12 protein-coding genes are annotated in these 12,867 nt (G+C 64.4%); 4 read left to right on the top strand and 8 right to left on the bottom strand.

The genetic code is table 11. The annotated features are described in order from the left end of the window. The first annotated feature begins 36 nt into the window (after window positions 1-36). The 4 genes from tauA to tauD all read left to right on the top strand — a co-directional run bounded on the left by tauA (window position 37) and on the right by tauD (window position 3,771). On the top strand, window positions 37-1,011 hold the full coding sequence (gene tauA, locus AC1RL5_RS18175; protein WP_492589487.1) for a taurine ABC transporter substrate-binding protein: 975 nt from the start codon (window positions 37-39) through the stop codon (window positions 1,009-1,011). 27 nt (window positions 1,012-1,038) lie between these two features. Beyond that, entirely contained in the window at window positions 1,039-1,833 is a 795-nt protein-coding gene (gene tauB, locus AC1RL5_RS18170; protein WP_011058651.1) for a taurine ABC transporter ATP-binding subunit, read from the top strand. Next, window positions 1,830-2,669, top strand: coding sequence for a taurine ABC transporter permease TauC (gene tauC, locus AC1RL5_RS18165; protein ID WP_492589485.1), 840 nt, complete (start codon window positions 1,830-1,832; stop codon window positions 2,667-2,669). The genes tauB and tauC overlap by 4 nt, the downstream gene beginning before the upstream one ends. 262 nt (window positions 2,670-2,931) lie before the next feature. After that, window positions 2,932-3,771 carry a taurine dioxygenase gene (gene tauD, locus AC1RL5_RS18160; protein WP_072452143.1) on the top strand — a complete coding sequence of 280 codons (840 nt, stop codon included), beginning with the start codon at window positions 2,932-2,934 and terminating at the stop codon, window positions 3,769-3,771. 57 nt (window positions 3,772-3,828) lie between these two features. On the opposite strand, the gene lpdA is transcribed toward tauD, so the two are convergent. From lpdA to AC1RL5_RS18120, 8 genes are all read right to left on the bottom strand, one after another. Then, window positions 3,829-5,283, bottom strand: coding sequence for a dihydrolipoyl dehydrogenase (gene lpdA / locus AC1RL5_RS18155; RefSeq protein WP_011058648.1), 1,455 nt, complete (start codon window positions 5,281-5,283; stop codon window positions 3,829-3,831). After that, the gene (locus AC1RL5_RS18150; RefSeq protein ID WP_169892889.1) at window positions 5,280-6,041 is read right to left on the bottom strand and encodes an alpha/beta hydrolase; all 762 of its coding nucleotides are present in this window, start codon (window positions 6,039-6,041) and stop codon (window positions 5,280-5,282) included. Before AC1RL5_RS18150 ends, lpdA begins: the two co-directional genes overlap by 4 nt. A gap of 202 nt (window positions 6,042-6,243) precedes the next feature. Then, on the bottom strand, window positions 6,244-6,441 hold the full coding sequence (locus tag AC1RL5_RS18145) for a rubredoxin (RefSeq protein ID WP_011058646.1): 198 nt from the start codon (window positions 6,439-6,441) through the stop codon (window positions 6,244-6,246). 37 nt (window positions 6,442-6,478) lie between these two features. After that, a complete protein-coding gene (locus tag AC1RL5_RS18140; protein ID WP_015633761.1) occupies window positions 6,479-8,458 on the bottom strand; it encodes an alpha/beta fold hydrolase in 1,980 nt (659 codons plus the stop codon). Between the two features lie 18 nt (window positions 8,459-8,476). Continuing rightward, the gene (locus AC1RL5_RS18135) at window positions 8,477-8,797 is read right to left on the bottom strand and encodes an acyl carrier protein (protein WP_011058644.1); all 321 of its coding nucleotides are present in this window, start codon (window positions 8,795-8,797) and stop codon (window positions 8,477-8,479) included. Between the two features lie 52 nt (window positions 8,798-8,849). Continuing rightward, the gene (locus tag AC1RL5_RS18130) at window positions 8,850-9,806 is read right to left on the bottom strand and encodes an acyl-CoA desaturase (protein WP_015633760.1); all 957 of its coding nucleotides are present in this window, start codon (window positions 9,804-9,806) and stop codon (window positions 8,850-8,852) included. Between the two features lie 31 nt (window positions 9,807-9,837). Beyond that, a complete protein-coding gene (locus tag AC1RL5_RS18125) occupies window positions 9,838-10,746 on the bottom strand; it encodes an acyl-CoA desaturase (protein WP_015633759.1) in 909 nt (302 codons plus the stop codon). After that, a complete protein-coding gene (locus AC1RL5_RS18120) occupies window positions 10,743-12,605 on the bottom strand; it encodes a fatty acyl-AMP ligase (RefSeq protein ID WP_011058641.1) in 1,863 nt (620 codons plus the stop codon). The genes AC1RL5_RS18125 and AC1RL5_RS18120 overlap by 4 nt, the downstream gene beginning before the upstream one ends. Window positions 12,606-12,867 lie beyond the last annotated feature (262 nt).

The raw sequence follows: 12,867 nt of genomic DNA, 5'->3' as shown, positions 1-12,867 counted from the left end.
CCACGCCGATCACCGGCCGCCTATGAGGAGCCTCCCATGAAACTGCATTTCCCCCTTCGCCTCCTGGCGGCCGCGTCCCTGGCCGCAGCGAGTTTCTTCGCCCAGGCGGCCGACGTCACCGTCGCCTACCAGACCACCGTCGACCCGGCCAAAGTGGCCCAGGCCGACGGCAGCTATGAAAAAGCCACCCAGGCCAAGATCAACTGGCGCAAATTCGATAACGGCGCCGACGTCATCGCCGCCATCGCTTCCGGCGATGTGCAGATCGGCTACCTGGGCTCCAGCCCGCTGACCGCCGCCATCACCCGCAAGGTGCCGGTGCAGACCTTCCTCATCGCCACCCAGATCGGCGCCGCCGAAGCCCTGGTGGCCCGGGACGGTTCCGGGATCAACAGCCCTCAGGATCTGGTCGGCAAGAAAGTCGCCGTGCCCTTCGTTTCCACCGGCCACTACAGCCTGCTGGCAGCCCTGAAGCACTGGAACATCGACCCCTCGAAAGTGCAGATCCTCAACCTCGCGCCACCGGCGATCATCGCCGCCTGGAAGCGCGGCGATATCGATGCCACCTACGTCTGGGACCCGGCCCTGGGCGTGGCCAAGGAAAACGGCAAGGTGCTGATCACCTCCGGTGAACTGGCCAAGTTCGGCGCGCCGACCTTCGATGCCTGGATCGTGCGCAAGGATTTTGCCGAGAAGCATCCGGAAATCGTCACGGCCTTCGCCAAGGTGACCCTGGATGCCTACGCCCAGTACCGCAAGGACCCGCAAGCCTGGCTGGCCAACCAGGGCAACGTCGACAAGCTGGTGAAACTCTCCGGGGCCAAGGCCAGCGATATCCCGCTGCTGCAGGGCAACGTCTACCCGCTGGCCGCCGACCAGGTGGTCAGCCTCGGTGCGCCGACCACCAAGGCCATCACCGACACCGCCGCGTTCCTCAAGGAGCAAGGCAAGGTGGAGGCAGTGCTGCCGGACTACGCCCCCTACGTCAGCGCCAAGTTCATCCCTGAATAACCCGCGTCAGGACAGGAGATAGCCGTCATGGCCTTGCTACAACTGGAGCGCATCAGCGCACAGTACCCCGGCGCCGCCGAACCGGTGCTGGCGGATATTTCCCTGACCCTGGGGCCACAGCAACTGCTGGTCGCCCTGGGCCCTTCCGGCAGCGGCAAGACCTCGCTGCTGAACCTTATTGCCGGCTTCGTCGAACCCAGCGCCGGGCGCATCCAGCTCGATGGCGTACCGGTGCAGGGCCCCAGCGCCGAACGCGGCGTGGTGTTCCAGGACGATGCCCTGCTGCCCTGGCAGGACGTGCTGGGCAACGTCGCCTTCGGCCTGGAGCTGGCCGGCGTGGCCCGCGACAAGCGCGAAGCCCGGGCTCGGGAAATGCTTGCCCTGGTGGACCTGGCCGGCTTCGACAAGCGCCGCATCTGGCAGCTCTCCGGTGGCCAGAAGCAGCGTGTAGGCCTGGCCCGCGCCCTGGCGGCCGACCCGCGGGTGCTGCTGATGGACGAACCCTTCGGTGCCCTGGATGCCTTCACTCGCGAGCAGATGCAGGAGCTGCTGCTGCAAGTCTGGCGGCGCACTGCCAAGCCGGTGTTCCTGATTACCCACGACATCGAGGAAGCGGTGTTCCTGGCCACCGACCTGATTCTCCTGGCGCCCAACCCGGGGCAGATCGTCGAACGCCTGAACCTGGACTTCGGCCAGCGCTACGCCGCCGGCGAGTCGGCGCGGGCGATCAAGTCCGACCCGCGGTTCATCGAAACCCGCGAACACGTGCTGGCCCGGGTGTTCTCCCAGCGCAGCGCCACCCAGCAGCAGGAGCGGCCATGAGCAGCTACGAGATTCCCGCCACCGCCACCGGCGAGGCCAACCCCAAAGCGCCACAAATCGCGCGCCGCAGCCTGAGCACCCGCTGGATCAGCGTGCTGACCCTGGTGGTCCTGCTGGCCTTGTGGTGGGCCGTCACCGCCACCGGCCTGATCGAGCCGCTGTTCCTGCCGCCCCCTTCTGCGGTGCTGCAAAAGGGCTGGTTGCTGGTCACCAGCGGCTACATGGATTCCACCCTATGGCAGCACCTGGCGGCGAGCCTGCAACGCATCGGCCTGGCCCTGGGCTTTGCCGTGCTGACGGCGATTCCGGTGGGCATCGCCATCGGCGCCAACCGCATCGCCCGTGGCGTGCTCGACCCTTTGATCGAGTTCTACCGGCCGATTCCGCCCCTGGCCTACCTGCCGCTGATCGTCATCTGGTGCGGCATTGGCGAGCTGTCCAAGGTGCTGCTGATCTACCTTGCGATCTTCGCCCCGATCGCCATCGCCACCGCCACCGGCGTGCGCACCGTGGACCCGGCGAAGCTGCGCGCCGCCCAGTCCCTGGGGGCTACCCGGGCCCAGCTGATTCGCCATGTGATCCTGCCCAGCGCCTTGCCGGACATCCTCACCGGCGTGCGCATCGGCCTGGGCGTGGGCTGGTCGACCCTGGTGGCGGCAGAGCTGATTGCCGCCACCAGCGGCCTGGGTTTCATGGTGCAGTCCGCCGCGCAATTCCTGGTCACCGATGTGGTGGTGCTGGGGATCCTGGTGATTGCCCTGATCGCCTTCGCCATGGAAATGGGCCTGCGCGCCCTGCAGCGCAAGCTGGTGCCCTGGCATGGCCAGAGCCACTGACTGGCGCCTGCCTTGCGTCGATTGCCCCGGTTGTCTGTAGCCGCTGCCGAGCCCCCGCGAGGCTGCGACCGAGCGCGCAGCGCTCGCAGCGATCGACCAGGACGACCGCGCTGCAAGGATTTGCGTCTGCTGCGCAGCCGTTCGCAGCCTCGCCAAGGCTCGGCAGCGGCTACAAGAGCCGTGCATGCCAGCGATTTCAAGATTGATGCAGATAAACCGAATCCGACCACGCCGACGTCCGGCGCCGTACAAGAGAACGACCATGAGCCTGACCATCACTCCTCTAAGCTCCGCCCTCGGCGCCCAGATCGGCGGCATCGATATCAGCCAGCCCTTGAGCATCGAACATCGTGACGCCATCGAGCAGGCGCTGCTCAAGCACCAGGTGCTGTTCTTTCGCAACCAGCCGGTCACCCCGCAGCAGCAGGCGCGTTTCGCCGCCTGCTTCGGCGACCTGCACATCCACCCGATCTACCCCAATGTGCCGGAGCAGCCGGAGGTATTGATCCTCGATACCGCCGAGACCGACGTGCGCGACAACGCCATCTGGCACACCGACGTAACCTTTCTGCCGACCCCGGCCCTGGGCGCGGTGCTCAGCGCCAAGCTGCTGCCGGAGTTCGGCGGCGATACCCTGTGGGCCAGCGGCATTGCCGCCTACGAGGCGCTGTCGGAGCCAATGAAGAATCTGCTGCTGGGCCTGACCGCGACCCACGACTTCACCAAGTCCTTCCCTCTGGAGCGCTTCGGCAACACCCCCGAGGACCTGGCGCGCTGGGAAGAAACCCGGCGCAAGAACCCGCCGCTGTCGCACCCGGTGATCCGCACGCACCCGGTGAGCGGGCGCAAGTCGCTGTTCGTCAACGACGGCTTCACCACCCGGATCAACGAGCTGTCGGAAAGCGAAAGCGCAGCCATCCTGCAACTGCTGTTCGCCCACGCCACCCGCCCGGAATTCACCATTCGCTGGCGCTGGCAGGAGAACGACATTGCCTTCTGGGACAACCGCGTGACCCAGCACTATGCGGTGGACGACTACCGTCCACAGCGCCGGGTGATGCAGCGCGCGACCATTCTTGGGGATGTGCCGTTCTTGCGCTGAAACGCGGGGATGCAGCAAACCCCGGCCGCGCTGCATGAGCGGGGCCGGGGCCACTGGCTATTTGACGCCGGCGGGGGCTTTCTTCTTGCGATTGCCGATATGGATCGCCTGGCCATTCACGGCCAGCGCGGCTTCATGCAGGGCTTCGGACAGGGTCGGATGGGAGAACACCATCATCCCCAGGTCCTCGGCGCTGGTGCCGAACTCCATGCCGATGGCCCCTTCCTGAACCAGCTCCGCCGCGCCCGGCCCGATCACATGCACGCCCAGCACGCGGTCGGTGCCTGCATCGGCAATCACCTTGACCAGCCCGGCGGTGTCGTTGGCCGCCATGGCCCGGCTGCTGGCAGCGAACGGGAAGGTGCCGATGTTCAACTCGACACCCTCGGCCTTGAGGGCCTGCTCGGTCTGGCCGACCCAGGCGATTTCCGGGTGGGTGTAGATTACCGAGGGGATCAGGTCGTAGTTCAACGGGTGCCGATGCCCGGCAATCCCCTCGGCCACCATCACCCCCTCTTCAGAAGCCTTGTGCGCCAGCATCGGGCCGCGTACCACGTCGCCAATGGCGAACACCCCGGGGACGCTGGTGCAGCACTGGCCATCGACGTGGATAAAACCGCGTTCGTCCAGGTGCACGCCGCTGTCGGCGGCCAGCAGATCGGTGGTCAGCGGGCGGCGACCGACGGCGACGATCAGCCGGTCGAACACCTGCTGCTTGTCCTCGCCGGCCTCACTGAGGCTGACCTTGACGCTGTCGCCCTGCACTTCGCAGGCCGTCACCCGGGCGCCCAGGCGGATATCCAGGCCCTGCTTGCCGAGGATCTTCTGCGCCTCCTTGGCGATCTGCGCATCCACCGCCGGGAGGAAGCTGTCGAGGGCTTCCAGCACTGTGACTTGAGCCCCCAGGCGTGCCCAGACCGACCCCAGTTCCAGGCCGATGACGCCGGCACCGATCACCCCGAGGCGCTTGGGCACCTGGGTGAATTCCAGGGCGCCGGTGGAGTCCACTATCACCTCGCCGGCCAGGGGCGCCGCGGGAATGTCGATCGGCCGCGAGCCGGGAGCCAGGATGATATTGCCGGCGCTGATGCGTTGCGTGCTGCCATCGGCGGCGGTGACTTCCACTTCCTTGTTGGCCAGCAGCTTGCCGTGACCTTCCAGCAGCGCCACGCCATTGGCCTTGAACAGCGAGGCAATGCCGCCGTTGAAATTGCGCACCACGTTGTCCTTGCGCGCCAGCATGGCCGGCACATCCATCTGCGGATTGCTGATGGCGATGCCGTGCACTTCGAATCCGTTGCGCGCTTCGTAGTAGTGGTGGGAACTGTCCAGCAGTGCCTTGGAGGGAATGCAGCCAACGTTCAGGCACGTCCCGCCCAGGGCGGTCTTGCCATCCTTGCCCTTGTAGCGCTCGATGCAGACTGTCTTGAGCCCCAGTTGCGCGGCCCGGATGGCGGCGACATAGCCGCCGGGACCCGCACCAATAACGATCACATCGTAACTTTCACTCATAGGTTGCCGTCCTTTGCACAGACAAACTCGACCACGGCCTCCATGGTCGCGCTGTCCTTGAGAATTTTCAGATGGCCCAACCCGCGAGTCTGCAAGACCCGCCGGTGTCGCAAGCCTTCGGCGAAGGATTGCAGGTCATCTGCCGGGACTTCCTGATCCTGCTGGTCATGCACCAGCAGCACCGGGACCTCCACCTGGCGCCCATAACGGCTGACCGCCAGGCTGGCCATGTCCTTCTGATAGCGTTGCTCAACCAGAAGTTGCATGCGTTGCCTGACGTCATCGTTGATCCACAAAAATGCGCCAAAGCGCCGGACCACGTTTTCGATATCGGCCGGCGCGGCCACCAGGACCGCCCGCTGGAAACCCTTGCCGACCGGAGTGCTCAAGGCATACCCGGCGGCAGCGCCGCCCAGGGAGTGACCAATCACGGTGTCGAAGGGCCCCAGTTGCTTTTGCACCTGGTCGAGCATGCTGACGAAGGTCGGCAGCGAGGCCTGCCGACCGCCGCTGCCGCCATGGCCGATGCAGTCGAAGGAGAGGACCTCGCAGCCCTCCTCCAGCAACAGCGGGATCAGGTACTGCCACTGGGTGCTGGCGCCACTCCAACCGTGCACCAGCACCACCCGGCGCCGGACCTGCGGTGGAGTCCAGCGAAAGCAGCGCAGGCGCCCCTGGTCGGTTTCCAGGTCCTGCACCGTGGCGCTGGGCAAGGTCTGCGGAAAATGCTGGCGCAGCCGTTGTGGCGTCGTGAACATCTTCAGCGCCCGTGCTGCAGCGCGCTGGGGAAAAAGCCGCGACTCAATCCAGAAGCTGCAGCGAAGCAGCCCCAGAACCCCGTTGTAAATGCCCTTGAAGAGCATCTTCCTGAAGCTGTTGCGCCGGCCCCTGGCAGGTGCCGGCCTTGGCTCTTGGGTCGCCATCTTCCTTCCTCATCGACTACAGAATTCAAGCGCTGGGCTACAGCTTCACCATGTTGAAGTCCAACTTGCTCACGCCGCATTCCGGGCAGGTCCAATCCTCGGCAATGTCGTCCCAGGCGGTGCCCGGAGGCACCCCCGAATCCGGATCGCCAAGGCGTTGATCGTAGATCCAGCCACAGATCAGGCACATCCACAGGCCGGACTCGGCCACAGCGTTTTCAGCGTAGGTGCTCATGGGTGGTCAACCATCATCAAAGGGTTATGCGTTGTTCTCATGCGCTGGCCTGAGCCACTTCGGCCACCTTGACGTTCTCCACGAGGAACTGCGCCACCTGCTCCAGTACCGCGGCATCGGAGAGGATCCGCACATGCCCGAGCCCGGACACCGGCTCCAGCTTGGCCCATGGCATCAGCGTGGTGATCTGCTGCGCTTCGCAGAACGGCACGATCGGGTCGTTGAGGTCATGCAGCACCAGGGTTGGCAGTTGCAGGGCGTTGCCCAGCGCCGGGATATCCCAGTGCTCCACCGGCACGCCGTTACGTTTCCACAGTTCCCGGTGCATGGCCTGGACCACCGCCGGCTTGAGCTTCAGGTAGCCGTTGGCCCAGCGCTGGATCACCACCGGCAGGTTGGCCGGCGAGCCCAGCAGGCACAAGGCCTTGATCCGATGAGTCTCGGCCAGTTCGGCCAGGGCTCCGGTGGCGGCGATCCCGCCCAGGGAATGGGCAACGATACCCACCACGTCACCGAGGGCGACAATCGCCGCTTTCACCGCGTCCTTGAACTCGGTCATGGTGCTCAGCGAGCCCGGCGAGATGCCGTGGGCCGGCGCATCGAAGGTCGCGACCTTGAAGCCCTGGCGCTGCAGGACCCGGGTGAAGGAATACAGGCTGCGGCTGTCCGCACCCCAGCCATGGACCAGCAGGATGGTCTGGTTGCCCGTGCCCCACTGATAGCCGTGGGGAACGCCGGGGATACCCTTGATATGGAAACGCTGGGCGCCCAGGGGGCTCATTTCCTTGTCCGGCTGCTTGATGTATTCCCGGGTGTAGCCGAACAGGTCGGTGGCCTTGGCCCCGGCGGTCTCCAGCGACACCGATCCCAGCACGCCCATGTAGCTGCGCAGCATCTGCTGCTTCATGGTCAACGGGCCGTTGGCGGCCCGGGCTCCGGGGGTGCTCGGGTCACCGGCCGCCTGGGCTGGTTGGTCGAAGGACTCATAGAAACCGTTCACCGGATCGTACAGGTGGCAGCTACGCGCCACGTGCCACACGTCCTGCACGGTCATGGGCTTTTCCCGGACCATGCCGGGGAAGGCCGTCTTCAACGCGGCCTGGGCTTCGGGCAGGTTGTAGTGGGGAATGATCGGCGCCACATGGTGCGCGGTGTGCACCGAAATGTAGTGGGTCAGGAACAGCAGCCACTTGGGGTACATGTAGTCGGTGGTCAGCAGCAGGCGGCTGCTGTTGAAGCTCCAGTGTTCCTTGGTGAGGAACGGGGTCTCGTCGCTGATGTGGTGCATCATGGTGGTCAGGCTGAACCAGGCATGGGTCGCCAGCCACGGGGCGATGAAGTACAGGAACAGACCGGTGAAGCCGGTGAAGTAGACCAGGGTCGGCAGGTAGATCAGCGCAGCCACCACCATGAACAGGATCGAGCGACGCACTTCGTTGCGCGCTTCGAGCTTGTGGAACATCGACGGACGGAAGCCCGAGTGACGCTGGTAGTTGACCGTGCCCAGCCAGAACAGCCAGGTGCGGGTGCTGCTGTAGACCAGCTTGTCCCACCAGGGCATGGCGTCATATTGCACGCGCAGCACCGGGCGCCAGTCGACGTCCATTTCCAGGTTGTTGGTGTTGGCGTGGTGCATGTTGTGCATGTGGCGCCAGCCGTGGAACGGGTACAGCAACGGCAGCAGCGCGATGTGCCCGAGGATGTGGTTGAAGCTGCGGTTGCGCGAGAACGAGTTGTGCCCGCAATCGTGAGCGACACAGAACAGGCCCCAGCCGCCCAGGCCCGCCACCAGCCACAGCGGCAGGTAGAACATCCAGTGCACGTGGGCGACCGCCACGATGGCACCGATGTAGAGCATGTAGCTGACGACGAAGCTGAGCATCCCGCGCCATACCCGCGGCTGATACAGGTGCTTGGGGATTGCGTCGGTCAGACGCAGGCCCTCGATCTCCTGAGAGCGTCGGAGCAGGTCATTGAATTTATCGTTTTTTTGCGAGGGCATCTGTGCAATGGCCATGGCCAAGCTCCTGCGAAGTCAAACTTCGGATGTGGTCAGTTCATTGGCCAGGTATTTGGACAGGTCATCGATGCTGGAGTATTCGAACAGCAGGGCCGGCGACAGGCGCTGCTCCATGAACTTCTCCAGGTCACCCGCCACCTTCACCGCTACCAGCGAATCGAGGCCGTAGGACTCGAAGCTGCGGGCGGTATCGACCTGGGAAGGATCGATCTTCAAGAGCGCGCCCATCTTCTGCACCAGCCAATGCTTGATGCTGTCCTCGTTGAGTTCGACCGCCGCCTGTTTTTTCTCTGAGAAGCTCAGAGTGCTCAGCAAATTGGAGATGAAATTGGACATAGGATCTTCCTTGATGAGTGAGGTGGTTAATACGATCAGCCGATTGGGCGTTTCAGGACGAGGCCTGGCGCTTGCGGACTTTGTCGATCATTGCCTGGGACGGGGAACGCAGGTCTGAGACCAGTCTCAGCTTGCCCATTAACGCCAGTGTCCAGCCCGACAGGTCGGGCTCCCACCAGTGCACGCCATGCCGGTACCAGGCAGGGAATGCGTGGTGATTGTTTTGCAGCCCCTCGCCAAAGGTGAGGAAGGCCACGATCCAGTTGTTGGTGCTCTGGTCGTGGGTCACGAACGGGCGAGCGCCGTAGCGGTGGCAGATGGAGCCCACACACCAGGCCGCCTGGTTGGCGACGAAGATCCGCGCCAGGCCGCCGAAGATCAGGCCGCTCCAGGCACCGGACCAGCTCTGGCTGACCAGCCCGCCGATCACCCCTGGCAGGATTACCCCCAGGGCCACCCAGAACAGGTAGGTCTGGTTGTAGAAGAACAGCCGGCGGTCGCGCAGGATGTCCGGGGCGAAGAAGTTCCAGCTCGACATGTCCGGGGCCAGCATCCACGGCATGTGCGCATGCCACAGCCCCTTGGCCCGTTGCCAGCGGCTCTGGCCCATGAGGTTGGGGGAATGCGGGTCACCGTGCTGGTCACTGTAGGTGTGGTGCCGGCGATGGGTGGTGACCCAGAACAGGATCGGCCCCTGGGCCGCCATGCAACCGGCGATCAGCATCAGGCTGCTCATCAGCCGCGAGGTCTTGAACGCACGATGGGCCAGGTAACGGTGGTAGCCCATGGAAACCCCGAACATCTGCACCGCGTAGAACACCGCGAAGAGGATGAAATCCAGGGCATGGACCTGGCCGGTGAACCATAGCCGGATTGCCTCGAAAGTCCCGAACAGGGGCACCAGCATGACTGCCAGCGCGATCCGCGCCTTGGTCCTGGCCGCACTCGGGCTCAGCTGGGCAACCCCGCCGACCTCTGGTGTCGCTGTGTTGGTGAGTATCTCGTCCATGAATTGCTTCCTGTGAGGTAGGGACCGGCAATCAGCTTTCTGAAGGTTCTGCAGCCACGGTCGGGCCGGGCCGTTTGACATCCCAGGCCAGGCCGCAGAGGGCGAGCAGCTCGATGAACAGGCCGCCAATATCCAACTGCCAGGGTTTCAGGCCGGCATGGGCCAGCGCCGGGAAGGCGTGGTGGTTGTTGTGCCAGCCGCCCCCTACCGTCGGAATCGCCAGCCAGAACACGTTGCGGCTGGTGTCCCGGGTCTTGTGGTCGCGGCCGCCAACCCGGTGGGCAAAGGAGTTGATGCACCAGGTGGCGTGGTCCACCAGGAAGATCCGCACGAAGCCGCCCCACAGCAGGCCGCTGAGCGCGCCCTCCCAGCTGCGGGTTATCAGCCCGCATGCCAGGCTGGGCAGCAGCAGGCCGAGGATGATCCACAGGTAGTAGCGCTGGTTGATCTGCATGATCAGTCGATCGCGCAGCAGGTCCGGCACGAACTGGCTCCAGTTCTGCTTGCGCAGGCTGAACAGCCAGCCCAGGTGAGCGTGCCACCAGCCCTGGATATTGCCGATAAAACCCGCCTTGAGCGGGCGCGGCGAATGCGGGTCGCCTTCCTTGTCGGTGAAGGCGTGGTGCTGGCGATGGGTCGCCGCCCAGAACAGGATCGGGCCCTGCGCCGCCATCGAACCGGCGATGCCGAAGAATGCGGTGATCACCGGGCCGGCCTTGAACGCATGGTGGGAAAAGAACCGGTGCATGCCCACTTCCACTCCCAGGGCGGTCAGCAGGTACATGCTGGCCAGCGCGCCGATTTCCAGCCAGCCGATGCCCTGATGCCAGGCCAGCACCAGGGCCACCACGGTGCCCACTGCCGGAGTTGCGACCGTCAGCCAGGCCAATTGCCGCTCGCGCTGGCCGGTGCGGTCGATATGAGGATTCATGGCCGTCATGACAGGGCATCCGTTGCAGTTTTAAGGGTAGGTGCCGCAGCCGCGCGACTGGCGCCATAGCGCGCCAGCGTGTCGTTGAGCAGGGCCTTGCGGGTGGCCTGGCGCTGGACCTTGCCACTGGTGGTCAGTGGAATGCCGCCCATGGGCGCCAGGTGGATGCGCGCCGGGGCCACGCCGAACTGGCTGACCAGCGCACTGGTGATCACCTGGCGCAGCTGTTCCTGCTGGGCTTCATCGAGTTTCTCGCTGCGCTTGACCTCGGCCACGATCGCCAGTTGTTCCTGCTGGCCGTTATCGATGCCCACCGCCACGCAGCCGTTGCTGCGGATGCGCGGGTCGGCGCTTTCCACCGCCAGCTCCAGGTCCTGGGGATACAGGTTGCGCCCGGCAATGATGATCAGGTCCTTGAGGCGCCCGGTGACGAACAGCTCATCGCGGTGCAGCGCGCCAAGATCGCCGGTGCGCATGAAACGCCCATGGATGCCCGGCAGGCTGGCGCGAAACACCTGCTGGCTCAGCGCTTCCTTGCCCCAGTAGCCGGCGCCCACGTTGTCGCCCTGGACCCAGATCTCGCCGATCTGGCCGTCGGCCACCGGTTGCAGGCTGACAGGGTCGACAATCGCCACGCGCAGGCCCGGAGCGACCCTGCCGCTACTGACCAGCGGCAGGGCCCGGGCATCCTCGGCATCGACGATGGCCAGGGTGCCACTGGCGAGTTGGTCCCGATCCACCTGGGTATTGAACGCCGGCTCATCGTGGCGCTTGCCCGAGACCAGTACGGTGGCCTCGGCCAACCCGTAGCAGGGGCCCAGGGCCGCCGGGTTGAAACCGGCGGCGGCAAAACGTTCGGAGAAGCGTGCCAGGGTGCTCTGGCGCACCGGCTCGGCCCCGCAATAGATAGCCTTGAGCTTGCTCAGGTCGAGCTCTGCCAGTTCCTCGTCGGTGATGTTTTCGACACACAGGTCGAAGGCGAAGTTGGGCGCGATGGTGACGTCGGCGCCGTACCTGGACACCGCATCCAGCCAGCGCAGCGGCCGCTGGACAAAGTGCCCGGGGCTGATGAGCACGGTAGGGAAGGCATCGAAGATCGGCTGCAGGATTCCGCCCATCAGGCCCATGTCGTGATAGGGCGGCAGCCAGCTGCAACCCACGCGATTCCTGGCCGGGCCCATCCACTGGCTGGCACTGCGGCAATTACTGTAGAGGTTGTCGTGGGTCAGCATCACGCCCTTGGGCGCCGAGGTGGAGCCCGAGGTGTATTGCAGCAGGGCCAGTTGGCCGTGGGCGAGCGCCTGCCCGCGCCAGGATGAATCCGCCTCGGCCAACTGCTCCGGGTCAACCCACTGGGGCACGGGCAAATCACCCTGGAGCAGAGCGTTGACCCGCTCCTGGGACCGCATGAAGCGCGAGCTGGTGAGCACCAGTTGCGGATGGGCATCAGCGCAGATCAGTGCCAGCCGCTCCAGCCCCCGGGTCCCCACTGGGGGAAAGGCCGGGATCGCCACGGCACCGGCCAGCAGCAGGCCGAACAGTGAAACGATGTAGTCGATACCGGTCTCGAACAGCATCAGCACCCGTTTTTCACGGGGCTCGAAGATCTGCAGCGCGGCGGCCAATCGTTGACTACGCTTCCACAGTTCGGCGTAGCTGATCGACGCCTCCTCCCGCTCGCCATCGAGCAGATGGATGAAGGCAATGGCATCGGGTTGCCGCCATGCGCGATAGGCCAGTACTTCGGTAACCGAACTTAAACATTCGATGCCCGGGACTTCGGCCAACGGCAGATCATCAACTGCTACATGCGCTGAGATGGCTGGATTGACATCATTGAGATAATCACGAGGCACGGCGTAGTTCATTCAAAATCCTTTTTAAATGGAGAGCCATATATTGACCTGAAGGTCGTTTATTATTTTCAGCACTAAGGAACCGAACAAACGCCCCTAAGAAGGGGAGCTCTTACTAGGCAGTAGACAAAGATGTCATTTTATTGACAGAGCAACGCATTCACTTGATGAATGCATATTTTTTTATGTCCCACAGGGAATAGCGTGGGCAGGAAAGTGAAATCTGGATGCGTTGAGAAGTCTGCCACCAGCTTGTATATTTTGCTAATGCACA

The sequence above is a fragment of the Pseudomonas sp. GW822-FHT06D10 genome (assembly GCF_058799535.1).
The sequence above is the reverse complement of the archived record's forward strand: the minus strand, read 5'-3'. Positions and strand labels throughout refer to the sequence as shown.

What these genes read in the sequence shown, in the direction of transcription:
- tauA (WP_492589487.1), top strand. Translation starts at nt 37, where the DNA reads ATGAAACTGCATTTCCCCCTTCGCCTCCTGGCGGCCGCGTCCCTGGCC.
- tauB (WP_011058651.1), top strand. Translation starts at nt 1,039, where the DNA reads ATGGCCTTGCTACAACTGGAGCGCATCAGCGCACAGTACCCCGGCGCC.
- tauC (WP_492589485.1), top strand. Translation starts at nt 1,830, where the DNA reads ATGAGCAGCTACGAGATTCCCGCCACCGCCACCGGCGAGGCCAACCCC.
- tauD (WP_072452143.1), top strand. Translation starts at nt 2,932, where the DNA reads ATGAGCCTGACCATCACTCCTCTAAGCTCCGCCCTCGGCGCCCAGATC.
- lpdA (WP_011058648.1), bottom strand. Translation starts at nt 5,283, where the DNA reads ATGAGTGAAAGTTACGATGTGATCGTTATTGGTGCGGGTCCCGGCGGC.
- AC1RL5_RS18150 (WP_169892889.1), bottom strand. Translation starts at nt 6,041, where the DNA reads ATGTTCACGACGCCACAACGGCTGCGCCAGCATTTTCCGCAGACCTTG.
- AC1RL5_RS18145 (WP_011058646.1), bottom strand. Translation starts at nt 6,441, where the DNA reads ATGAGCACCTACGCTGAAAACGCTGTGGCCGAGTCCGGCCTGTGGATG.
- AC1RL5_RS18140 (WP_015633761.1), bottom strand. Translation starts at nt 8,458, where the DNA reads ATGGCCATTGCACAGATGCCCTCGCAAAAAAACGATAAATTCAATGAC.
- AC1RL5_RS18135 (WP_011058644.1), bottom strand. Translation starts at nt 8,797, where the DNA reads ATGTCCAATTTCATCTCCAATTTGCTGAGCACTCTGAGCTTCTCAGAG.
- AC1RL5_RS18130 (WP_015633760.1), bottom strand. Translation starts at nt 9,806, where the DNA reads ATGGACGAGATACTCACCAACACAGCGACACCAGAGGTCGGCGGGGTT.
- AC1RL5_RS18125 (WP_015633759.1), bottom strand. Translation starts at nt 10,746, where the DNA reads ATGACGGCCATGAATCCTCATATCGACCGCACCGGCCAGCGCGAGCGG.
- AC1RL5_RS18120 (WP_011058641.1), bottom strand. Translation starts at nt 12,605, where the DNA reads ATGAACTACGCCGTGCCTCGTGATTATCTCAATGATGTCAATCCAGCC.